General features: G+C 72.3%; 20 protein-coding genes and 1 tRNA gene. 5 read left to right on the top strand and 16 right to left on the bottom strand.

All coding sequences use genetic code 11. The annotated features are described in order from the left end of the window. Positions 1–160: 160 nt before the first annotated feature. A tRNA-Leu gene (locus tag B9O00_RS25840) sits at positions 161–245 on the bottom strand. 131 nt (positions 246–376) lie between these two features. On the opposite strand from B9O00_RS25840, the gene B9O00_RS25835 reads away from it, so the two are divergent. After that, positions 377–820: a VOC family protein gene (locus B9O00_RS25835; RefSeq protein ID WP_085125608.1), complete on the top strand. Its 444-nt coding sequence runs from the start codon at positions 377–379 to the stop codon at positions 818–820. Between the two features lie 7 nt (positions 821–827). Here the strand turns inward: B9O00_RS25835 and B9O00_RS25830 are convergent, their stop codons facing one another. Genes B9O00_RS25830 through B9O00_RS25810 form a run of 5 tightly spaced genes read right to left on the bottom strand, consistent with a single transcriptional unit; the run spans position 828 to position 6,270 of the window. Further along, the gene (locus tag B9O00_RS25830) at positions 828–1,241 is read right to left on the bottom strand and encodes a nuclear transport factor 2 family protein (protein WP_085125607.1); all 414 of its coding nucleotides are present in this window, start codon (positions 1,239–1,241) and stop codon (positions 828–830) included. A 34-nt stretch (positions 1,242–1,275) separates the two neighbouring features. Beyond that, a complete protein-coding gene (locus B9O00_RS25825) occupies positions 1,276–1,614 on the bottom strand; it encodes a hypothetical protein (RefSeq protein ID WP_085125606.1) in 339 nt (112 codons plus the stop codon). Beyond that, positions 1,611–3,758 (bottom strand): NAD-dependent DNA ligase LigA, encoded by a 2,148-nt coding sequence (ligA, locus tag B9O00_RS25820; protein ID WP_085125605.1) that lies wholly within the window; start codon positions 3,756–3,758, stop codon positions 1,611–1,613. The genes B9O00_RS25825 and ligA overlap by 4 nt, the downstream gene beginning before the upstream one ends. Further along, positions 3,755–5,431, bottom strand: coding sequence for a DNA repair protein RecN (recN, locus tag B9O00_RS25815; RefSeq protein ID WP_085125604.1), 1,677 nt, complete (start codon positions 5,429–5,431; stop codon positions 3,755–3,757). Before recN ends, ligA begins: the two co-directional genes overlap by 4 nt. A 14-nt stretch (positions 5,432–5,445) precedes the next feature. Then, complete coding sequence (locus tag B9O00_RS25810; protein WP_085125603.1) at positions 5,446–6,270, bottom strand: outer membrane protein assembly factor BamD; 825 nt, start codon at positions 6,268–6,270, stop codon at positions 5,446–5,448. Positions 6,271–6,580: 310 nt separating this feature from the next. Between B9O00_RS25810 and B9O00_RS25805 the strand changes: the two genes are divergently transcribed. Genes B9O00_RS25805 through B9O00_RS25790 form a run of 4 tightly spaced genes read left to right on the top strand, consistent with a single transcriptional unit; the run spans position 6,581 to position 9,560 of the window. Further along, on the top strand, positions 6,581–7,354 hold the full coding sequence (locus B9O00_RS25805; protein WP_200808664.1) for a transporter substrate-binding domain-containing protein: 774 nt from the start codon (positions 6,581–6,583) through the stop codon (positions 7,352–7,354). Positions 7,355–7,388: 34 nt separating this feature from the next. Continuing rightward, complete coding sequence (locus B9O00_RS25800) at positions 7,389–8,084, top strand: ABC transporter permease (RefSeq protein WP_085125601.1); 696 nt, start codon at positions 7,389–7,391, stop codon at positions 8,082–8,084. Continuing rightward, on the top strand, positions 8,084–8,800 hold the full coding sequence (locus tag B9O00_RS25795; RefSeq protein ID WP_085125600.1) for an ABC transporter permease: 717 nt from the start codon (positions 8,084–8,086) through the stop codon (positions 8,798–8,800). Before B9O00_RS25800 ends, B9O00_RS25795 begins: the two co-directional genes overlap by 1 nt. A gap of 1 nt (position 8,801) precedes the next feature. Beyond that, positions 8,802–9,560 carry a GntR family transcriptional regulator gene (locus B9O00_RS25790; RefSeq protein ID WP_085125599.1) on the top strand — a complete coding sequence of 253 codons (759 nt, stop codon included), beginning with the start codon at positions 8,802–8,804 and terminating at the stop codon, positions 9,558–9,560. A gap of 154 nt (positions 9,561–9,714) precedes the next feature. On the opposite strand, the gene lpxC is transcribed toward B9O00_RS25790, so the two are convergent. From lpxC to murD, 10 genes are all read right to left on the bottom strand, one after another. Next, positions 9,715–10,692 carry a UDP-3-O-acyl-N-acetylglucosamine deacetylase gene (lpxC, locus tag B9O00_RS25785; protein WP_085125652.1) on the bottom strand — a complete coding sequence of 326 codons (978 nt, stop codon included), beginning with the start codon at positions 10,690–10,692 and terminating at the stop codon, positions 9,715–9,717. A 330-nt stretch (positions 10,693–11,022) separates the two neighbouring features. Continuing rightward, positions 11,023–12,732 carry a cell division protein FtsZ gene (gene ftsZ / locus B9O00_RS25780; protein WP_085125598.1) on the bottom strand — a complete coding sequence of 570 codons (1,710 nt, stop codon included), beginning with the start codon at positions 12,730–12,732 and terminating at the stop codon, positions 11,023–11,025. Between the two features lie 127 nt (positions 12,733–12,859). After that, positions 12,860–14,143: a cell division protein FtsA gene (gene ftsA / locus B9O00_RS25775; RefSeq protein ID WP_085125597.1), complete on the bottom strand. Its 1,284-nt coding sequence runs from the start codon at positions 14,141–14,143 to the stop codon at positions 12,860–12,862. A gap of 8 nt (positions 14,144–14,151) precedes the next feature. Further along, entirely contained in the window at positions 14,152–15,045 is an 894-nt protein-coding gene (locus tag B9O00_RS25770; protein WP_085125596.1) for a cell division protein FtsQ/DivIB, read from the bottom strand. Continuing rightward, complete coding sequence (locus B9O00_RS25765) at positions 15,036–15,971, bottom strand: D-alanine--D-alanine ligase (protein WP_085125595.1); 936 nt, start codon at positions 15,969–15,971, stop codon at positions 15,036–15,038. Before B9O00_RS25765 ends, B9O00_RS25770 begins: the two co-directional genes overlap by 10 nt. Further along, on the bottom strand, positions 15,968–16,930 hold the full coding sequence (murB, locus tag B9O00_RS25760) for a UDP-N-acetylmuramate dehydrogenase (RefSeq protein ID WP_085125594.1): 963 nt from the start codon (positions 16,928–16,930) through the stop codon (positions 15,968–15,970). The genes B9O00_RS25765 and murB overlap by 4 nt, the downstream gene beginning before the upstream one ends. Continuing rightward, positions 16,927–18,351: a UDP-N-acetylmuramate--L-alanine ligase gene (murC, locus tag B9O00_RS25755; RefSeq protein WP_085125593.1), complete on the bottom strand. Its 1,425-nt coding sequence runs from the start codon at positions 18,349–18,351 to the stop codon at positions 16,927–16,929. Before murC ends, murB begins: the two co-directional genes overlap by 4 nt. Continuing rightward, positions 18,348–19,508 (bottom strand): undecaprenyldiphospho-muramoylpentapeptide beta-N-acetylglucosaminyltransferase, encoded by a 1,161-nt coding sequence (gene murG / locus B9O00_RS25750; RefSeq protein ID WP_085125592.1) that lies wholly within the window; start codon positions 19,506–19,508, stop codon positions 18,348–18,350. The genes murC and murG overlap by 4 nt, the downstream gene beginning before the upstream one ends. Continuing rightward, positions 19,505–20,632, bottom strand: coding sequence for an FtsW/RodA/SpoVE family cell cycle protein (locus B9O00_RS25745; protein ID WP_085125591.1), 1,128 nt, complete (start codon positions 20,630–20,632; stop codon positions 19,505–19,507). The genes murG and B9O00_RS25745 overlap by 4 nt, the downstream gene beginning before the upstream one ends. Continuing rightward, positions 20,629–22,056 carry a UDP-N-acetylmuramoyl-L-alanine--D-glutamate ligase gene (murD, locus tag B9O00_RS25740; protein ID WP_085125590.1) on the bottom strand — a complete coding sequence of 476 codons (1,428 nt, stop codon included), beginning with the start codon at positions 22,054–22,056 and terminating at the stop codon, positions 20,629–20,631. Before murD ends, B9O00_RS25745 begins: the two co-directional genes overlap by 4 nt. Positions 22,057–22,059: the final 3 nt, after the last annotated feature.

The following is a 22,059-nucleotide window of genomic DNA, read 5'->3' as shown; positions in this document are numbered from 1 at the left end:
AACCGGACTTCCCGGGATCCGGATCGGCACCGGCAGGCGGCGGGCCGCTCCCCCACACGCTGTCCGGTTGCATCTTGTCGGCGCGAGCGGGCCCATTGCCGAGAGGGTGGGGCGCAACTCTACAGGAAAACTGTTATAAATCAATATCTTGAAGATCGACTGGTGCCCCTGGAGGGACTCGAACCCCCACTCCTTTCGGAACGCGATTTTGAGTCGCGCGCGTCTACCGGTTCCGCCACAGGGGCGCCTGTCGCGTCGGCCGGCAGCATAGCGGAGGCGAGGGCCCGTGCAAGCGGGGAGGGCGGCAGCTCCTCGCTTCCGTCGGGCCCGGCGCTCGGCTAGGGTCGAGGCGAAAGCGAGCGGAGGAGAACGCGCCATGACCGGACCGGGCTTCGAGATCCTGGGCCTCGACCACGTCGTGCTGCGGGTCGCCGACCGCGAGGCGGTGCTGGCCTTCTATTGCGGCGTGCTGGGCCTGGCGGTCGAGAAGGAGCAGACGGAGCTCGGCCTGACCCAGATCCGCGCCGGCCGCTCGCTGATCGATCTCGTGACGGTCGAGGGCAAGCTCGGCCGGGCCGGCGGAGCGGCGCCCGGTGCCGAGGGCCGCAACCTCGACCACCTCTGCCTGCGCATCGAGCCCTTCGACGAGCCGGCCCTGCGCGCCCACCTGGCCGCCGCCGGCATCGAGGTCGTCGAGGCCGGCGAGCGCTACGGCGCCGAGGGCGACGGGCCGTCGGTCTACGTCCGCGACCCGGCCGGCAACACGGTCGAGCTCAAGGGGCCGGCGCACAGGCCGCCGGCCCGGGGACCGCGGGCCTGAGGCCCGCCTACTGCAGCGGGGCCTCGGCCTCCGGGTCCTCGACCTGGTCGGGGCGCAGCGGGGTCGGGCCGGCCTGGTGGTGGATCAGCCGCCATGCCCCGTCCTCGCGCAGGAACAGGTTGGTCGCGACCAGCAGGCTGTCCGAGCCCTCGATCTCCTCGTAGCAGAGCACGATGCCGACCTCGCCGGTCAGGGTCGCACGGGCGCCGCGCAGCCGGACCACCGGGGCGTGCTGGCCGCCGAGGATCGCCCGCCAGCTTTCCAGCACGGCCTCGCGGCCGACCACGGCCTGCCAGCCCGGATGGATGCAGGCGACCGTCGCGCCCTCGGCCCAGAGCGCCTCCATGGCCTCGGAATCGCGGTTGCGGAAGGCCAGGTAGAAGGCCTCGTTGGCGAAGAGGACGGCGGCGTGCTGGCTCATCGGGGATTCCTCGAAGTTGTCGGCGCCGGAACCGTCAGGGATAGTCCAGGAGCACGTAGCTTTCCTGGCCGCGGCCTCGAACCGCTTCGCGCAGGTCCTGGCAGAGCGTCACCAGGCCTTCCTCCAGGTCGAAGGAGCGCGCGACGGCCTCGGTCGCGAGCGCCCGGATCTCGCGTTCCTCGAGGGTCAGCCGCGGCGGCTCGTCCTCGTCCCAGCGGCCGTAGCCGAGCAGCTCCGGCAGGTCCTCCAGGGAATAGTCGAGCGCCTCGTCGCTGTAGGCATGGACCAGGGCGAGGCCGCCCTCGGGCTCCAGCAGGTAGACGCCCGGGCGGCTCGGCCGGCGCGGCGTGCCACCCGCTCGCCGGCCGCTCACCGGGCCTGCTCCAGCAGCGTCGCCCAGTCCGCCTCGCTGAGGGTCTGGACCCCCAGCTCGGCGGCCTTCCTGGCCTTGGAGCCGGCGTCGGCGCCGATCACCACGAAGTCGGTGCTCTTGGAGACCGAGCCGGTGACCTTGGCGCCCAGCGCCTCGGCGCGTGCCTTGGCCTCGCCGCGGCTCATGGTCTCCAGCGAGCCGGTGAAGACGATGGTCTTGCCGGCCAGCGGCGAGTCGCCGCCGCTCGGCGCCTCGACCGCCTCGACGGTCAGCCGCTCTTCCAGGGCCTTCAGGACCTCGAGGTTGTGGGCCTCGGAGAAGAAGCCGACGATGTCGTCGGCCATCGACAGGCCGATGCCGGAGAGGTTGCAGAGCTCGGCATAGGCCTCGCCGACCAGCTCGGGCTTCTTCTCCTCCGGCTTCTCGCGGCGCTCCTCGGCGGCCGCCTGCATGCGCGCGTGCCACTGCTCCAGCGTGCCGTAGCTGCGCGCCAGCAGCCTGGCGGTCGCCTGGCCGATCTGGCGGATGCCCAGGGCGTAGACGAAGCGGTCGAGCGGGATCGTGCGGCGCGCCTCGATGGCGCGGAACAGGTTGCCGGCCGACCTCTCGCCCCAGCCCTCCCATTCGGCGAGCGGCAGCTCCTTCGTGCTGTCCTGCGCCTCCAGGTCGAAGATGTCCGGCGGCGTCCTGACCAGGCCCTTCTCGAAGAAGGCCTGGACCTGCTTCTCGCCCAGGCCGTCGACGTCGAAGGCGTCGCGGCTGACGAAGTGGATCAGGCGCCGGAGCTGCTGGTGCGGGCAGGCCAGCTCGCCGCTGCAGCGGCTGGCCGCCTCGCCCTCGGGCCGCACGACCTCGGTCGCGAGCGGGCAGGGGCAGCGGGCCGGGAAGGCGTACTCCGGCCGCTCGGCGTGGTGGCCGTCGTCGACGACCTCGACGATCTGCGGGATCACGTCGCCGGCGCGCTGCACGACGACCCGGTCGCCCTCGCGCACGTCCTTGCGCCGGATCTCGTCCTGATTGTGCAGCGTCGCGCGCTGCACGACGACGCCGCCGACCGTGACCGGCGTCAGGTGCGCGACGGGGGTGAGCACGCCGGTGCGGCCGACCTGGATGCCGATCCTCTCCAGCACCGTCTCGGCGCGCTCGGCGGCGAACTTGTGGGCGATCGCCCAGCGCGGCGCGCGGCTGACGAAGCCGAGCCGCTCCTGCAGGTCGTAGCGGTCGACCTTGTAGACGACGCCGTCGATGTCGTAGTCGAGCTCGGCGCGCTGCCGGCCGATCGCCCGGTAGACCTCGAGGATCGCCTCGGCGCCGTCGCAGCGCTCGGCCAGCGGGTTGGTGCTGAAGCCCTTGTCGCGCAGGTAGGCGAGATACTCCCAATGCGTCTTCGCGACCGGCTCGGAGAGCTCGCCGGCGGCGTAGAGGAAGCAGCGCAGCGGCCGCGAGCGGGTGATCTCCGGATCGAGCTGGCGCAGCGAGCCGGCGGCGGCGTTGCGCGGGTTGGCGAAGACCTTCCTGCCGGCCTGCTCCTGGCGCTCGTTCATCGCCAGGAAGTCCGACTTGGTCATGTAGACCTCGCCGCGCACCTCGAAGACTTCGGGGACCTCGCCGTCCAGACGATCCGGGATCTCGCCGATGGTCCGCAGGTTCTCGGTGACGTCCTCGCCCTCGCTGCCGTCGCCGCGCGTCGCGCCCTGGACGAAGAGGCCCTTCTCGTAGCGCAGCGAGATCGACAGGCCGTCGATCTTCGGCTCGGCGACGAAGGCCAGGGGCGCCTCCTCGCCGAGGCTGAGGAAGCGGCGCACGCGGGCCACGAAGTCGCGCACGTCCGCCTCGTCGAAGGCGTTGCCGAGCGACAGCATCGGCACGCGGTGCCGGACCTTGCGGAAGCCGGCGGCGGCCTCGGCGCCGACCCGCTCGCTCGGGCTGTCGGCTCGCTTGAGGTCGGGAAAGCGCGCCTCCAGCGCCTCGTTGCGCCGGCGCAGCGCGTCGTAGTCGGCGTCGGAGATCTCCGGCGCGTCGTTCTGGTAGTAGAGCCGGTCGTGGCGGGCGATCTCCTCGGCCAGCCACTTCAGCTCCTTCCTGGCCGCCGCGCGCGACAGCATCTCGACCGGATTGTCGAAGCTTTCCGGCTTCCAGCTCATGCCGCACCCGTCATCAGTTTCTCGGCCGCCCGTCGGGCCTCCTCGGTGATCTGGGCGCCCGACAGCATGCGCGCCACCTCCTCGGTGCGGCCGGCGGCGTCGAGCGGCGCGACCCGCGTGCGCGCGCCGGCCCGGTCTGCGTCCTTCTGCACGACCCAGTGGCTGAGGCCGCGCGCGGCGACCTGCGGGCTGTGGGTCACGACCAGGATCTGGCGCTCGGCGGCGAGCCGCGCCAGGCGCTCGCCGACCGCCGCCGCCGTGGCGCCGCCGATGCCGCTGTCGACCTCGTCGAAGACCAGGGTCGCGACCGGCGAGACGCCGGCCAGCACGACCTTGAGCGCCAGCAGGAAGCGCGACAGCTCGCCGCCCGAGGCGATCTTGGCCAGCGGCCCCGGCGGCGCGCCGGGATTGGTCGAGACGGTGAAGGCGACGCGCTCGGCGCCGGCCGGGCCCCAGTCCTCGCGCGCCAGCGGCTCCAGGCCGGTCGAGAAGCGCGCCTTGTCGAGCTTGAGCGGCGGCAGCTCGCGGTTGATCGCGGCGTCGAGCCGGCCGGCCGCGCCACGCCGCCTGGCGCTTAGCGCCTCGGCTTCGGCCCGGTAGGCGCGCTCGGCCTCGGCGGTCGCCCGGGCCAGGCTCTCCAGGTGCTCCGTGCCGGTGTCGATCGCCGTCAGGCGCTCGCGCAGGGCCAGCTGCAGGGCCGGCAGCTCGGCGACCGAGCAGCCGTGCTTGCGGGCCAGGTCCTTGAGCGCGAAGAAGCGCTCGTCGATCGCCTCCAGGCGGCCCGGCTCGAACTCCAGGTCGGCGGCGGCGGCGGCCAGCAGGCTCTCAGCCTCGGCCAGCTCGGCGGCGGCGCGGTCGAGCGCGCCGAGCGCGGCCTCCAGGCGCCTGCCCGCCTTGTCGGCGAGGCGCTCCAGGGTGCGCTGGGCGGCGGCGACGGCAGAGGCCGCTCCCGCGCTGCCGTTGCCGGCCAGCTGGTCGGTCGCGCCCTGCAGCGCCTCGGCCAGCTTCTCGGCGTTCATCAGGAAGGCGCGCTCCTCGGCCAGCCGCTCCTCCTCGCCCGGCTCGGCGGCCAGGGCGTCGAGCTCCTCCAGGGCATGGCGCAGGTAGGCCTCGTCGCGGCGCGCGGCCTCCAGCTCGTCGCGCGCCTCGGTCTCGGCGGCGGCGGCGGCCCGCCAGGCCTCGTGGCGCCGGCGCAGCGCCTCGACCGTCGCCTCCAGCCCGGCGAAGGCGTCGAGCAGGCCGCGGTGGCTGGCGGCGTCGAGCAGGCCGCGCTGCTCGAACTGGCCCTGCACCTCGACCAGCAGGTCGCCGAGGCTGCGCAGCAGGCCGACCGAGGCCGGCTGGTCGTTGACGAAGGCGCGGCTGCGGCCATCGGGGCCGAGCACCCGGCGCAGCACCAGGGCGCCTTCCTCGGGCTCCAGGTCCTGCTCGCGCAGCAGCCTCTGGCTCGGGTGGTCGGCGGGCAGGGAGAAGGCGGCGGTGACGCTGGCCTGCTCGGCGCCGTGGCGCAGCAGGCCGGATTCGGCGCGCGCGCCGAGCGCCAGCCCCAGGGCATCGAGCAGGATCGACTTGCCGGCGCCGGTCTCGCCGGTCAGCACGGTCAGGCCACGGCCGAACTCGAGATCGAGCCGCTCGATCAGGACGACGTTGCGGATCGACAGGCTGACCAGCATGGCCGCGCCCGCCGTCAGAAGACCGTGTGCCAGACCTGCGAGATCCAGGAGCCCTCGTGATCGGCCGGCCTCAGGTCCTTGCCGGTCAGCAGCGCGTAGGAATCCTGGTACCACTCGCTGCCGGGGAAGTTGTAGCCGAGCACGGCGGCGGTCGCCTCGGCTTCCTTGTAGACGCCGAGCGCCAGGTAGCACTCGACCAGGCGGTGCAGCGCCTCCGGCACGTGGGTCGTGGTCTGGTAGTCCTTGATGACCGTCTGGAAGCGGTTGATCGCCGCCAGGTACTCGCCGTGGCTCTCGTAGTAGCGGCCGATCTCCATGTCCTTGCCGGCCAGGTGGTCGCGCGCCAGGTCGATCTTCAGCTGGGCGTCGCGGGCGTAGCGCGACTCCGGGAAGCGGCGCACCACCTCCTTGAGCGAGTCCAGCGCGTCGATCGTGTTCTTCTGGTCGCGGCCGACGTCGGAGATCTGCTCATAGTAGCAGATCGCCTTCAGGTAATAGGCATAGGCGATGTCGCGGCTGCCGGGGTTCAGCTGGATGAAGCGGTCGAGGGCGTTGATCGCGTCGTCGTACTTGTCGCCCTGGTAGAAGGCGTAGGCCGACATGAGCTGGGCCCGCGAGGCCCAGACCGAATAGGGGTGCTGGCGCTCGACCTCGTCGAAGCTCTTGGCCGACTTCTCGTAGTCGCCGGCCAGCAGCTCGCTGAGCGCCTTGTTGTACAGCTGTTCCGGCGGCTCCTCGACATAGGTCGGCTTCTCCTTGCCCGAGCAGCCGGCGAGCGCGGCGGCGAGCAGGACGGCGAGCAGCGGAAGACGGAGGGCGGTAAGGAATCGGCGCCACATGGCGGCTTCGGACTGTCCCGTGCTGTGCTGAACCGGAATCGCGGGCTGGACTATAGGCGAGAGCGCCGAGCGGCCACAAGCGATCCGCCCTGTTGACCATTGCGACGCGGCGCCTTGCCGCCGATTCCCGGCGCCGTGGCGCGGCCGGTTCCCCCTTCGGTACCTCGCGGACCGCGCGGATTGCCGGCTGCCGGCGGCGCCCCCGGGCGCGGTCCGCGTCCGCCGGAACCGGAGGAGAGCCAGGGAAGCGTTGACGGCCCAGGAATTACATGCATCATTGCATACAATAATGAACACAGGGAGCCACCTCATGCGCGCCGCCGCCTACCTGCTCTTGGCTTCGCTTCTCCTCGTCGCTCCTGCTGCCGCGCAGCAACTGCCCGATCCTCTGAAGATCGCGACCGAGGGGGCCTATCCGCCGTTCAACTACCTCGACGACCAGGGCAAGGTGCAGGGCTTCGAAATCGATCTGGCGCGGGCCATGTGCGACGAGATGAAGGTGACCTGCGAGTTCGTCGTCCAGGATTGGGACGGACTGATTCCGGGCCTGCTTTCGCAGAAGTACGACGCGATCATCGCGTCGCTCTACATCACCGACGAGCGCCGCCAGCGGATCGCCTTTTCCGACAAGTACTACCAGGTGCCGGCGCGCTTCGTGGTGCCGAAGTCGAGCGATCTGAAGATCACGCCGGAAGGCATGAAGGGGGCCGTCGTCGGGACGCAGCGGGCGACCAGCTTCGAGCGCTTCCTGCGCGACCGGTTCCCGGGCATCGACCTCAGGGTCTACGCGACGATGGACGAGGCCTATCTCGACCTGAAGTCCGGCCGCATCGACGCTCTGATGGGCGATGTCGTCGCGGCATCGGAAGGCTTCCTGAAGAAGCCCGACGGAGCCGGCTTCGAGTTCCGCGGGCCCGAGTACACCGGCTCCACGTGGTTCGGCTACGGTGCCGGCGTCGGCGTGCGCAAGGAGGACGCGTACATCGCGAAGGCCTTCTCGGGCGCGATCGCCAAGCTCCGTGCCAACGGCGTCTACAAAAAGCTCTCCACCAAGTGGTTCGGCTTCGACGTCTACGGGGGCTAGCCGCCCCCCGCGACCGCTTCGCCGGCCGGCGCCGATGCTGGACCTGAAGGGCTACGGCTGGCTGCTGTGGGACGGCGTCCAGCTGACGGTCATGGTCTCCGTCGTCTCGATGGTCGGTGCCAGCGTCGTCGGAATGGTCGCGGCGCTGGCCAGGCTCGGCCGCTGCGGGGCCCTGTCGCTCCTCGTCGAAGCCTACACGACCGTCGTGCGCGGCATCCCGGAGCTGGTGCTGCTTCTGCTCGTCTACTACGGCGCGCCGACGCTGGTGCAGGACCTCGCCGCGACCTTCGGGCACAAGGTCGTCGTCAGCATCAATCCCTTCGCTGCCGGGATCGCCACGATAACCTTCATCTACGGCGCCTTCGCCAGCGAGGTCTTCCGGGCCGCCTACCTGAACGTGCCGGCGGGCCAGCACGAGGCGGCGGCCGTGCTCGGGCTGAGCCGGCTGGCGGCGCTCCGTCTCGTCATCCTGCCGCAGCTCTTCCGCTATGCGCTGCCGGGACTCGGCAACGTCTGGATGGTGCTGGTCAAGGCGACCGCGCTGATCTCGGTCATCCAGTTGCCCGAGCTGATGCGCAATGCCGACGTGGCGGCGCGGGCCACGCGCATGCCCTTCACCTTCTTCCTCGTCGCCTGCCTGATCTACCTCGCCATCACGCTGGCTTCCATGTGGGGGCAGGCGCGGGCCGAAGGCTGGGCCAGCCGCGGCGTCGTCGGCGGCAGGCTGTGATGCTGGCGTTCCTCGCCGATCACCTCGGCGCCTTCGCGAACGGCGCCCTCATCACGCTCCAGTACACGGCGGCGAGCTGCCTGTTCGGGGCGATCCTGGCCGTGCCCATCGCGCTGATGCGCCTCTCGCGCAGGGCCGAGGCCTTCTGGCCGGCAACGGCCTACGTGTTCTTCTTCCGCGGCACGCCGCTGCTCGCCCAGATCTTCCTGATCTACTACGGCAGCGGCCAGTTCCGGCAGGGCCTCGAGAGCCTCGGCCTGTGGTCGCTGTTCCGCGAGCCCTGGTTCTGCGCCGTTCTGACCCTGTCGCTCAATACCGGCGCCTACAGCTCCGAAATCGTCCGGGGCGCCCTGCTGGCCGTCCCGCACGGCGAGGTCGAGGCCGCCATGGCGCTGGGCCTCTCGCCGCTTCAGCGCCTGCGACTGGTCGTCTTGCCCCGGGCGCTGGCGGCGGCCTGGCCGGCCTACACCAACGAAATCGTCTATCAGATCCAGGCGACCTCCCTGGTCTCGATCATCACGGTGATGGACATCACCGGCGTGGCACGGGTCATCGCGTCGCGCAATTTCGCCTTCTACGAGGCCTTCGCCACGGCAGCTGCCTTCTATCTCGCCATCGTCTATCTCGTCATTCTGGTTGCCAAGCGAATCGAGAAGCGGCTGCATGCGCACCTCGACGAGGTCGAGAGCGTCGGCAAACGGATCGGTGGCCCTTGAGATGAGCGAGAACATTGTCGGGCCCGGGGCCAGGTCGCCGCATGCCGGGGGCGGGACGTTGCGGCACCATGCCTACGAATCCCTGAAGGGCATGATCCTGTCGTCGGCCTTCCATCCGGGCGAACGGCTCTCCGAGGTGCGGCTCTCGCAGATGATCGGCGTGAGCCGCACCCCGCTGCGCGAGGCCCTCATGCTGCTGGAAGCCGAGGGCCTGGTCATCGGCAGGCCGAACAGCGGGTATTGCGTGGTCCACTTCGATCCGGAGGCGATCCGGGCCCTGCTGGTCGCGCGCGAAGGCCTCGACGGCTACGTCGCGGAGGTCGCCTGCCGGACCGCGACCGACGAGGACCTGGCCCGCGTGACGGCGGTGATGGCCGAGATCGACGAGCTGGACCGGCGAAGGGACGGCCGGACCCTGGAAACCGCCCGCGAGCTGGAACTCGGGCTGAGGATTCACGAGGTGATCGCGGCGGCGACGCGGAACCCGGCGCTACAGGACATGACCCGGCGGCTCTACGAGCGGCTCCGGGTCGCCCTCTGGCTCGAGGTGCTCCTGCTCGACTCCTGGGACGACGCCGTCAGGCAGCATCGGGCGATCGTCGAGGCGGTCGTCGCGCGCGACGTGCCCCGGGCAGTCGAAGCGGCCCGCGCTCACGTGCGCGATTCCCTGTCCAACATGGCCGGCGTCGAGCGGCTCTACCGGGAGCGTCGCCAACGCTTCAAGCTGCCGCTCCGGCCGCCGGAGCGGGCGAAGCCGTAGGGGGCAGCCGGAAGGCCGGTGCGAACCCGGTCGTCTCCGGCGAGAGCGCCCTGGCCGAAGCGCAGGCGGCAGCCCTCGCGCGGCGCCGTGTCCGGCCCGGGTTCTCGGCAGGCTCGGGAAGAAGGTGTCGGGGGCTTGCCGCCGCGCGGCCGGCTCAGGCAGACTCGGCCTGCAGGGCGGCGACCGGGGCCAGCAGCGGCTCGCGGACCACGGCGCCCTCGCGGGCGAAGAGGCTCTTGAGCAGGCGCAGGGTCAGGGCGTGGCCGGCCTTGATGCCCTCGAAGCGGCCGATCATCGGACCGCCGGCGAGGTAGAGGTCGCCGATGCAGTCGAGCGCCTTGTGGCGCACGAACTCGTCCGTGTAGCGCAGGCCGCCCTCGTTCATGATCTGGTCGCCGTCGATGACCACGGCGTTCTCCAGCGAGCCGCCGCGGGCCAGCCCGTGCTGGCGCAGCGCCTCGACCTCCTGCAGGAAGCCGAAGGTGCGGGCGCGCGAGACGTCGCGCTTGTAGACCGCGGGGTCGATCTCGGAGTCGAAGACCTGGCGGCCGATGGCGCGGCTGTCGAACTCGATCTCGAAGCGCATCTCGAAGGTCTCGGCCGGCTTCACCAGGCAGCTGCGATGCGGCTCGCTCTCCTCGACCGCTTCGAGGATGCGGAAGCCGCGGCGCGGCGCGCGCTGCTCGACGATCCCGGCGCACTCGATCAGGAACACGAAGGGCGCCGAGGAACCGTCCATGGCCGGCACCTCCGGCCCGTCGATCTCGATCAGGCAGTTGTCGATCTCGAGGCCGGCGAAGGCCGAGAGCAGGTGCTCGATGGTCGCGATCTTGACGTCGCCAGTGACGATGGTGGTGCAGAGCGGCGTCTCGATGGCGTGGGTCCAGAGCGCCGGGATCTCGGGGCTGCCGGGCAGGTCGACGCGGCGGAAGACGATGCCGCTGTCGGACTCGGCGGGCTTCAGGGTCATGGCGACGTGCAGCCCGCTGTGCAGGCCGATGCCGGAGCAGTGGATCGCGTTCTTCAGCGTCCTCTGGGTCTGCACCGACGGGCCGCCGCCCGTGCCGGCGAAGGCGCGATGCACATCGCCGTCGAATCCGGTGATCGCCGTGAAGCTCGAACCGTCAGCCATCTTGATCTTGCCTTCCATTCCCTCGTCGCCGCTTGGTCGATCCGCCGGAACCTTCCTGGCCGTCGGTCCGGATCTCGGCGTGCCCCCCTGGAAATGCCCGAAGCACCACGCTTTTCCTGCCCTTGTTCTAGCGAACGGCCCGGAAGTCTCTCAAATCACTCTTTATTACACTCTGCAACGGCTGCCGGCCCGGGCCCGGGCCGCTCGCGCGCGCGAGGAGCGGGAGCGGGCCGTCGGACAGGACGACGGCGCCGCCCCGGAGGGGAACGGCGCCGTCGAAACCAGCGCTCGGGGACGAACCCCGCAGCGTCCTCCCGGACGGTCGCGCCGTCAGTTGGCCTGGCGACGCAGGAAGGCCGGGATGTCGAGCAGGTCCTCGTCCTCCCGGGACTGGGCCGGGCGCTCGGCCGGCTCCAGCCCGCTCAGACTGGCCTGGCGGGCGGCTGCGGCCTGGCCGCGTCCGGCGGCCGTGGCCGGACGCGGGGCCGCGTCGGCCAGGGGCTCCTGACGCGGCTCGAGGCGCGGCTCGGCGCGCGACGGCGTCCGGGCCGGCTCGGGCTGCTGGGCCGGACGGGCCGACTGGCCGGCACCGGTCACCCGCTCGAACAGGCTCGGCCGCTTGGTCTTGCCGAAGCCGAGGCGGAAGCCGCTCTTCTCCTGGCCGCCGGCCTGCTCCGCGGCGGCCTGGCCGTGGGCCTGGGCGGCGTTCGCGAACTCTGCCGCCTTGAACGGCTCGGGCTTGGCCGCCGGGCGCTGCTCGGCGAAGACCGGACGCTTGGGCGGGCGCACCGGCTCGGGCGCGACGAAGCTGTCGGCCTCGGCCCGGGCCCGCTCGACCTCGGCGGCGGCGGGCGCCGGCGTCTCCTCGGCCGGCGCGTCGAAGGACGGCCACTCACCGACCTCCGTGGCGGCCGCCTGCGCGGCAGCCGGCTGCTCGACCGGCGCCTCGGCCATGACGGCCCGCTCCGGACGCGCCGCCGCGGTCTCGGCGGCCGGCCGTTCCGGCCTGAGGGCGGTGCCGCCACGCGGCGAGACCAGGCTCAGGTTCACCGGCCGCGGCTCCTGCACCACCATCTGGTCGATGCCGGTGGCGACCACCGAGACCCGCATCCGGCCGTCCAGGCTCTCGTCGAAGGTCGAGCCGAAGATGATGTTGGCCTCGGGATCGACCTCGTCGCGGATCCGGTTGGCCGCCTCGTCGACCTCGAACAGCGTCATGTCCATGCCGCCGGTGATGTTGATCAGCACCCCGCGGGCGCCCTTCATCGTCACGTCGTCGAGCAGCGGGTTGGAGATCGCGGCCTCGGCGGCGGCGATGGCGCGGTTGTCGCCCTCGGCCTCGCCGGTGCCCATCATCGCCTTGCCCATCTCGGTCATCACCGTGCGGATGTCGGCGAAGTCGAGGTTGATCAGGCCCGGCATGACCATCAGGTCGGTGACGCCGCGCACGCCCGAGTAGAGCACGTCGTCGGCCATCTTGAAGGCGTCCGCGAAGGTCGTCTTCTCGTTGGCGATCCTGAACAGGTTCTGGTTCGGGATGATGATCAGGGTGTCGACGTACTGGGTCAGCTCCTCGATGCCCTGCTCGGCGATGCGCATCCGGTGGATGCCCTCGAACTGGAAGGGCTTGGTGACCACGCCGACGGTCAGCATGCCGGCCTCGCGGGCGGCCCGGGCGATGACCGGCGCGGCGCCCGTGCCGGTGCCGCCGCCCATGCCGGCGGTGATGAACACCATGTTGGCGTCGTCGAGGTGCTCCAGGATGTCGTCCAGGGCCTCCTCGGCGGCGGCCCGGCCGACGTCCGGCCGAGAGCCGGCGCCCAGGCCCGCCGTCATGTTGCGGCCGAGCTGGATCTTCGCCTCGCACATCGACTGCTTCATCGCCTGCGCGTCGGTGTTGGCGATCATGAACTCGACCCCCTCCAGATTGGAGCGGATCATGTTGTTGACGGCGTTGCCGCCGGCGCCACCGACGCCGACGACGGTGATCCGCGGCCGCAGTTGCGGCTCGGTATCCGGCACGTTCAGGGTCAAAGTCATCGTAGCCTCCGTTCTACCGCTCGGTGTTCCGGCCCGCGTGGCGCCGGTGATGCTGTTGTGCCGGCGTGGCGCCGGCGGCCTTGCCGCCTCGTCTCCCGAGGCCGTCCCCCAGGGGTGGCGGCCGAAGCTAGAAGTGCTGCTTCAGCCATCGCCCGATGCGGCCGATCCTGCCGGCCGCCTCCTCTCCTTCGGCGCCGGCCGTGGCCGGCGCCCTCTGGTCCTGCTGCAGCGCGTAGGCCAGCAGCCCCGCGCCGACGGTGTGGGCCGGGCCGCTGGTCGCCTCGGCCAGGCCGGTCAGGTGGATCGGCCGGCCGATGCGGACCTGCTTGTCCAGCACCAGGGCGGCGAGGTCGCGCATGCCGGGCAGCTGGCTGGCGCCGCCGGTCAGCACGACGCGCCGCCCGCCGGCCTTGTCGAAGCCGCTCGCCTCGAGGCGCGAGCGGACCAGCTCGAAGGTCTCCTCCAGGCGCGGCTGGACGATGCCGACCAGCAGCGAGCGCGGCACCTGCTGGACGTGGCCGTCGTCCTCCTCGCCGACCTGGGGCACGTCGATCGTCGCGTGCTCGTCGGCCGAGGTCGCGATGGCGTGGCCGTAGAGGGTCTTCAGGCGCTCGGCGTGGGCGAGGGTGGTCGAGAGGCCGCGCGCGACGTCGCTGGTCACGTGCTGGCCGCCGACCGGCACGATGTCGGTGTGTACGACGCTGCCCTCGACGAAGACCGCGATCGAGGTCGTGCCGCCGCCCATGTCGATCAGCGTGACGCCGAGCTCCATCTCGTCGGGCACCAGCGCGGCGAGGCCCGAGGCGTAGGGCGAGACGACGAAGGCGGCGATGTCCAGGTGGCAGCGCTGCACGCAGGTCGCGAGGTTGCGCACCGGGCCGCTGGCCGCGGTGACGATGTGCATGTTGACGCCCAGGCGCTCGCCGAACATGCCGCGCGGGTCGCGGATGCCGCGACTGCCGTCGATCGTGTAGCCGACGGGAATCGAGTGGATCAGCTGGCGGCCCTTCTCGGGCTGGCCGAGCAGGCCCTCCAGCTGGTGGCCCTGGTCGAGCGCCCGGTGCAGGTCCTCGTCGCCGACCTCGTGGCCGTCGATCGAGACCTCGACGCTGAGCAGGCGCGAGGCCGGATAGCCGCCGGACAGGCTGACCGCGACCTGCTCGATCTCCTCGCCGGCCATCTGCTCGGCGGCATGGACGGCGGCCAGGATCGCCGTCTCGGCGGCCTCCATGTCGATCACCGCGCCCGCCTTGACCCCGCGGCTGAGCTGCTGGCCGATGCCGACGACGCGCAGCTTCGGCGCCTGGCCCCGTTCCTCCTCGAGCCGCGCGATCAGGCAGCAGATCTTGCTGCTGCCCACGTCGAGGGCCGCGAAGACGCCGGTCGGGTTGCGGCGGGGGCGCTTCTTCATGGCGTTTCTCAGGTCTCCTGGCCCTTGGCGCGCAGCGGCGGGACGCCGCCCCGCGAGGTGCGGACGATCAGTCGGTCGGGCAGCCGCAGGTCGACGACCGCGACGTCGTGGTCGAGCAGGTGCTCCTGGCGGACCATCTGGGCGAAGCGCGACCAGGCGGCCGGTGCGCCGTCCTCGGGCAGGCGCACGTCGATGTTGCCGTCGAGGCGCAGGTTCCAGCGCCGGTCGCCGACCCGGATCGCGGCGGTGACCTTGCCGGCCAGGTCCGGCTCGCCGTTCAGCATCTCGATCAGCTCCGCGGCGTGCGGGGCGGCATCCTCGCCGACGACCAGCAGCAGCTTGGAGAAGCGTCCGGGCGAGACCCCCGGGATGACATCGCCGCGGGTGTCGATCACGGTGATCTTGCCGTCGTGCTGCCAGAGCGCGAGCGGGGTCTTCTCGATCAGGCGGATGAACAGCGTGTCGGGCAGGCGGCGCTCGACCTCGGCGTCGGCGACCCAGGGCAGCTGGTCGAGCCGCTCGCGCGCCTGGCCGGGATCGAACGCCAGGATCGGCATGCCGCGCCGGACGCCGAGCAGGCCGAGCAGCTGGTCCGATTCGGTGTGGCTGCGGCCCTCGACCAGCACGTCGCGGACCTTGAGGCCCAGGTCGCCGGTCAGCTGCAGCGTCGCCTCGCCGGCGGCGCTCGCCGCGCGGTCCAGGATGCCCGAGTGCCAGATCAGGCCGCCTGTGCCGAGCAGCAGCACGACCGGCAGGCCGTAGCCGAGCCAGCGGCCCCAGCGGCGCGGCCTGCGGGCCGCGGGACGCCGGCCTGACCTGGCATTCGGGCGGCCGCGCACCGGCGGGCGCGGCCGGGCGGTCGGGTTCGCGCCGGAGGCGCCTTTTGCACGGCTCAGTCGCATGCGGCTTGCTCCAGCATCCAGCCGATCAGCTCGGGAAAGGAGATGCCGAGGTGGGCGGCCTGTTCGGGGACTAGGCTGAGCGGCGTCATGCCCGGCTGGGTGTTGACCTCGAGCAGGTAGAGGCCGCCGGCCTCGCCCTGTCCGGGACGGTCGTCGTAGCGGAAGTCGGCGCGGCTGACGCCGCGGCAGCCGAGCGCGCGATGGGCCGCGACCGCCTCGTCCATCGCCTGGTCGTAGATCGCCTGCGGCACCGGCGCCGGCACCAGGTGCTCGGTCTTGCCCTCGGTGTACTTGGCCTCGTAGCTGTAGAAGCCCTGCTTGGGCCTGAGCTCGGTGACCGCCAGCGCCCGGTCGCCCATGACCGCGACGGTCAGCTCGCGGCCCGGGATATAGGGCTCGACCAGGACCGCATCGCCGTAGGGCCACGCGCCGTCGTGGATCGCCGGCTTGTTGTCGCCCGGCTGCACGATCGTCACGCCGACCGAGGAGCCCTCGTCGATCGGCTTGACGACGTAGGGGCGCGGCATCGGATCGCCGGCCTCGACGAGCGAGCGGTGCAGCACCTCGCCGCCCGGGCAGCGCAGTCCGGCCGCCTCGAAGACCCGCTTGGCGGTCGGCTTGTCCATGGCCAGCGCCGAGGCCAGCACGCCGGAGTGGGTGTAGGGGATGTCGAGCAGGTTCAGCAGGCCCTGGACGCAGCCGTCCTCGCCCCAGCGGCCGTGCAGGGCGTTGAGCACCACGTCCGGCCGCGGCGTCAGTGCCGCTACCAGGCCGGCGACGTCGCGGGTGACGTCGATCGCGACGACCTCGTGGCCGAGCGAGCGGGCCGCCGCCGCGCACTCCCGGCCGCTGGACAGCGAGACCTCGCGCTCGGCCGAGAAACCGCCGTAGAGCATGGCGACGCGCAGTTTCCTGCCTTCGGTCATGACCTGCCTCCCTGGCCGATCGCCTCGACTTCGCCGATCCGCTTGATCTCCCACTGCAGCTCGATGCCGGTCGCCTCCTTGACGCGCCGGCGGACTTCCTCGCCCAGGCCCTCCAGGTCGGCGGCGGTCGCCGTGCCGGTGTTGATCAGGAAGTTGCAGTGCTTCTCCGAGACCTGGGCGCCGCCCTTGCGCAGGCCGCGGCAGCCGGCGCGGTCGACCAGCTGCCAGGCGCGCTCGCCGGGCGGGTTCTTGAAGGTGCTGCCGCCGGTGCGGCTGCGGATCGGCTGGCTCTCGGCGCGGGCCTGCTGGATCTCGCTCATCCGGCGCGCGATGGCGGCGGCATCGTCGGGATGGCCGCGCAGCCGGGCGGCGACGAAGATCCAGTCGGCCGGAACCTCGCAGTGGCGGTAGCTCAGGCCCATCTCGGCCGGCGTCAGGCGGTGCGGCGTGCCGTCCGGGCCGAGGGCCTCCGCCCAGACCAGGACGTCCTTGATCTCGCGGCCGTAGGCGCCGGCGTTCATGCGCAGGGCGCCACCGATCGTGCCGGGCACGCCGACCAGGAACTCCAGGCCGCCGATGCCGGCGCGCGCCGCGGCCTGGGCGACGTTGATGTCGAGCGCGCCGGCGCCGCAGGTGACCTCGCTGGCCCCGGTCTCGCCCCCGGCGATCTCGATCCCGGCGAAGTCGCGGCCGAGGCGCAGCACCACGCCGCGCACGCCGCCGTCGCGGATCAGCAGGTTCGAGGCGACGCCGACGACCGTGATCGGCACGTCGGCCGGCTTGGCCTTCAGGAAGGCGATCAGGTCGTCGCGATCGGCCGGGCGGAAGGCGACCTCGGCCGGGCCGCCGACCCGGAACCAGGTGACGCCGGCCAGCGGCGCCAGCTCGGTCAGGCGGCCGCGCACGGCCGGCAGCCGCTCGATCAGGCGCGGGGCCGCGGTCGCGGCGGCGGCGCTCATCGGCCGCCTCCCGGCGCGGGCAGCGCCTCGAGCTCGCCGGGCAGGGCGTTGGCCCAGGCGGTGATGTTGCCGGCGCCCAGGCAGACCACCAGATCGCCCGGCCGGGCGATGCCGGCGACGGTCTCGGCCAGCGCCTCCGGCGCGGACAGCGGCAGGACGCGGCGGTGGCCGTGGGCGCGCAGGCCGGCGACCAGGTGCTCCTTGTCGGCGCCCTCGATCGGCGCCTCGCCGGCCGCATAGACGTCGGCGACGATGACCGCGTCGGCGTCGTTGAAGCAGCGGCAGAACTCCTCGAACAGGCCGGCGAGCCGCGAGTAGCGGTGCGGCTGGACCACGGCGATGACCCGCTTGGCCGCGGTCTGGCGCGCGGCACGCAGCACCGCGGCGATCTCGACCGGGTGGTGGCCGTAGTCGTCGATGACCGTGATGCCGTGCGCCTCGCCGGTGCGGGTGAAGCGCCGCTTGACCCCGCCGAAGCGCGCCAGCGCCTCGCGGATCGAGGCCTCCGGCAGGCCCATCTCCTGGGCCACGGCGATCGCCGCCAGGGCGTTCTGCACGTTGTGCTGGCCGAACATCGGCAGGCGCAGGTCGGCGAGGCGCTGCTCCGTGCCGAAGCGGCGGTCGGTGATCACGGCGTCGAAGCGGGCGCCGGCGGCGTCGAGCACCAGCTTGTCGGCGCGCACCTCGGCCTGGGGCGAGAAGCCGTAGGTGACGATGCGCCGGTCCTCGATGCGGCCGATCAGGCCCTGGACTGCGGGATGGTCGAGGCAGAGCACGGCGAAGCCGTAGAAGGGGATGTTCTCGACGAAGGCCTCGAAGGCCTCGTGCAGCTTCTCGACCGAGCCGTAGTGGTCCAGGTGCTCGGGGTCGATGTTGGTGACCAGCGCGATCGTCGCCGGCAGCTTGGTGAAGGTGCCGTCGCTCTCGTCGGCCTCGACGACCATCCAGTCGCCCTCGCCCAGGCGGGCGTTGGTGCCGTAGGCGTTGATGATGCCGCCGTTGATCACCGTCGGGTCGAGCCCGGCGCCGTCGAGCAGGGCCGCGACCATCGAGGTCGTGGTCGTCTTGCCGTGGGTGCCGCCGACGGCGATCGACCACTTGAGGCGCATCAGCTCGCCGAGCATCTCGGCGCGGCGCACCACCGGGACGAAGCGGGCGCGCGCGGCCTGGACCTCGGGATTGTCGGGCTTCACGGCCGAGGAGATCACCACGACCGTCGCCTCGCCCAGGTTCTCGGCCCGGTGGCCGACCTCGACGGTGATGCCGAGGCCGCGCAGGCGCTTGACGTTGGCGTTGTCGGCCTGGTCGCTGCCCTGCACCTGGTAGCCGAGGTTGTGCAGGATCTCGGCGATGCCGGACATGCCGATGCCGCCGATGCCGACGAAGTGGATCATGCCGATGTCGAGGGGAAGCGCCCTCATGCGGCCGCCTCCTTTCCCGTCTTGTCGGCCGGCCGCTGCTGGCCGTCGCCGTCCAGCGCGTCGGCGACCAGGTCGGCCAGCCGCTCGGCGGCGTCGGGCTCGGCGAAGGCGCGGGCGGCGGTCGAGGCGCGGGCCAGGGTGCCCGGGTCGGACAGCAGGGCGGCGACGCGCTCGGCCAGGCGCTCGGGGGTCAGGTCGTGCTGCGGCATGACCCAGCCGCCGCCGGCCCGGGCGAAGGCATGGGCGTTGCCGGTCTGGTGGTCGTCGGCGGCGTAGGGGTAGGGCACCAGGATTGCCGGCCGTCCGGCCGCGGCCAGCTCGCTGACCGTCGAGGCGCCGGCGCGGCAGACCAGCAGGTGGGCGGCCGCCAGGCGCTCCGGCATGTCGTCGAAGAAGCTCCTGAGGTCGCAGTCGATGCCGCAGCCGCGATAGGTCTCGGCGACCGCCTCCAGGTCGTCGCCGCGGACCTGCTGGGCGACCAGCAGGCGGCGCTTCAGCTCGGCCGGCAGGCGGCACAGCGCCTTGGGCAGCAGCTCGTTGAAGACGCGCGCGCCCTGGCTGCCGCCGGTCACCAGCAGGCGCAGCCGGTCGTCCTTGCCCGGCAGGGCGAAGGGCTTGCGGCCGACCGCGGCGATGGCGGCGCGCACCGGGTTGCCGGTGACCCTGAGGCGCCCGGCGGCGCTCTCCAGGCCGCTGGTCTCGGGGAACGACAGGCCGATCGCCTTGGCGCGCCCGGCGAGCAGCCGGTTGGCGCGGCCGGCGATCTGGTTCTGCTCGTGCAGCACGATCGGGATGCGCCGGCGGTGGGCGGCCAGGATCGTCGGCACCGAGGGGTAGCCGCCGAAGCCGACCGCGACCGCGGGCTTCAGCCGGCCGAGCCGCGACCAGGCCTCGAAGGTGCCGTAGGCCAGCTTGGCGAAGCCGCGCAGCTTGCGCACGACGCTGCCGCCGGCGAGGCCCGCGGCCGAGATGCGGTAGACCTCGACCTGCGGCAGGTCGGGGCCGAAGCCGCCGCCGCGCTCGTCGGTGATCAGCGCGACCCGCCAGCCCCGCGCCAGCAGCGCCTGGGCCAGGGCCTTGGCCGGGAACAGGTGGCCGCCGGTGCCGCCCGCGGCCAGCACGGCGAGGCGGCGCGTGCTCTTCTTCGCCGCGGTCATGGCTGGCCTCCCTGGCCGGCGTTGCGGCGGGTCAGCGCCAGCGCCATGCCCATGCCGACCGAGAGCGCGATCAGCGACGAGCCGCCGTAGCTGACGAAGGGCAGGGTCATGCCCTTGGTCGGGATCAGGTGCAGCGACGAGCTCATGTTGATCAGGGCCTGCAGGCCGAACTGGGTGAACAGGCCGGCCGCCGACAGCAGGACGAAGAGGTTGTTCTCGCGCAGCGCCCGGCCGAAGCCGCGCAGCATCACGAAGGCGAAGAGCGCGACCAGCAGCAGGCAGGCCAGCAGGCCCAGCTCCTCGCCGCAGACCGCGAAGACGAAGTCGGCGTGGGCGTCGGGCAGCACCTCCTTGACCCGGCCCTCGCCCGGGCCCAGGCCGAACAGCCCGCCGTCGGCGAAGGCCTCCATCGAGCGGTCGATCTGGTAGCGGTCGCCGGCCGCCGGATCGAGGAAGGAGTCGATGCGCTGGGCGACGTGCGGGAACAGGAAGTAGGCGCCGCCGATGCCGGCGAGGCCGGCGATCGCGAAGGCGATCACCAGGAACCAGGGCAGGCCGGCCAGGAAGAACTCGACGCCGAAGATCGTGCTGATCACCACGGTCTGGCCGAGGTCCGGCTGCATCAGCAGCAGGGCGACCATCAGCGCCCAGAGCGCGCAGGCCGCGGCCCAGCCGGGGAACTGGCGGTGCTCCTGGCCGAGCGCGAACATCCAGCCGGTGGCGACGGCGAAGCAGGGCTTGGCGAACTCGGAGGCCTGGATCGAGAAGCCGCCGAGGTCGATCCAGCGCACCGCGCCCTTGATCTCGGTGCCGACGAAGGGCGTCAGGATCAGCAGCACCAGGCTGCCGATCAGGCCGAGCACGCCGAAGCGCCGGATCCAGCGCGGATTGAACAGCGAGACGCCGAGCATCAGCGCGATCGCCAGCGGCTGCAGCACCAGCTGGCGCTTGGCCAGGGAGAAGGTGGCGAGGCCGATGCGCTCGGAGACCGCCGGCGAGGCGGCGACGATCAGCACGGCGCCGAAGGCCATCAGCACGAAGAGGGCGGCCAGCGTCCAGCGGTCGATGGTCCACCACCAGCGCCCGATGATCGAGGTGTCGCCGCGTCCGTAGCTCGGGGTCATGCCGTGCCTCCCGCCGCCGGGGCGGCCAGGGCCGCCGGCTCGCCGCGCGTGCCGGGGATCGCCGCGACGGCCTCGCGGAACAGGTCGCCGCGCTGCTCGAAGGAGGCGAACTGGTCGAAGGAGGCGCAGGCCGGCGACAGCAGCACGACCGCGCCCGGACGGCCGTCGCGCCGCGCCGCCTCGGTCGCCGCGGCGAGCGCCGTCGCCAGGTCGCCGCAGCGCCGGTAGGGCAGCTTGCCCTCGAGGAAGGCCGCGAAGGCGGGCTCCGACTCGCCGATCAGGAAGGCCTCGACGACATGGCCGAACCAGGGCTCCAGGCCCGAGAGCCCGGTCTCCTTCGCGCGCCCGCCGACGATCCAGTAGATCGCGTCGTAGCAGGCCAGGGCCTTGGCCGCGGCATCGGCGTTGGTCGCCTTGGAATCGTTGACGTAGGCGATGCCCTCGATGGTCTCGACCAGCTCCTGGCGGTGCGGCAGGCCGGCGAAGCTGCGGATGCAGGCGGCGGCGGTCGCGCCGTCGAGCCCGATCGCGCGGCAGGCGGCGTAGGCGGCGGCGGCGTTCTGCCAGTTGTGCCGGCCGGGCAGGGTCGCGACCTCGCGCAGGTCGAGCGCCGGCACCGCCTGGCCCTCCGAGTCGTCGTAGAGCGCGCCGTCCAGCACGTAGACGCCGCCGGCGACGGCGCGCTCGGCCGAGATCGGCCGGACCACCTGGTGGCCGGCCTCGAGCAGCTCGCGGTGGATCGCGCGGCAGGTCTCGTCGTCGACGCCGATCACGGCGGTGCGCGGCCGGCTCTGGCGGCGGAAGATGTTGCGCTTGGCGGCGACGTAGCCGGCCATGCCGCCGTGGCGCTCCAGGTGGTCGGGCGTGATGTTGAGCAGGACGGCGACGTCGAAGGTGATCGAGAAGGTGATCTCCAGGGCGTAGCTCGACATCTCCAGCACGTGGATGCCGTCCATGCCGACCCGCTCGAGGGCGGTCGCCGGCGTGCCCAGGTTGCCGCCGACGTCGACCTGGCGGCCGGAGAGCTGCAGGATGTGGCCGATCAGCGCCGTCGTCGTCGACTTGCCGTTGGTGCCGGTGACGCCGACGTAGCGGGCGTCCGGATCGGCGCGGCCGAGCAGCTCGATCTCGCCGATGATCTCGACCTTGTGCTCGCGCGCCAGGGCGGCGACCGGGTGCGGCGCCGGGTGCTCGTGCGGGATGCCCGGGCTGATCACCAGGGTGACCGGCTCGTCCCAGCTGGCGCGGTAGAGGTCGACCAGGTTGATGCCGGCCGCGCGGGCACGGGCGCGCGTGTCCTCGTTGTCGTCCCAGGCCCAGACCTCGGCACCCGAGCGCTGCAGCGCCTCGGCGGCGGCCAGGCCGGACTTGCCGAGACCGAGGACGGCGACCACGAAGCCTTCGAAGAAGGACAGCTCGATCATGGC

Origin of the sequence: Tistlia consotensis USBA 355 (assembly GCF_900177295.1) — a bacterium.
Taxonomy (GTDB): Bacteria; Pseudomonadota; Alphaproteobacteria; order Kiloniellales; family DSM-21159; genus Tistlia; species Tistlia consotensis.
Note: the sequence above shows the minus strand (reverse complement) of the source record. Positions and strands in the feature narration are given on the sequence as shown.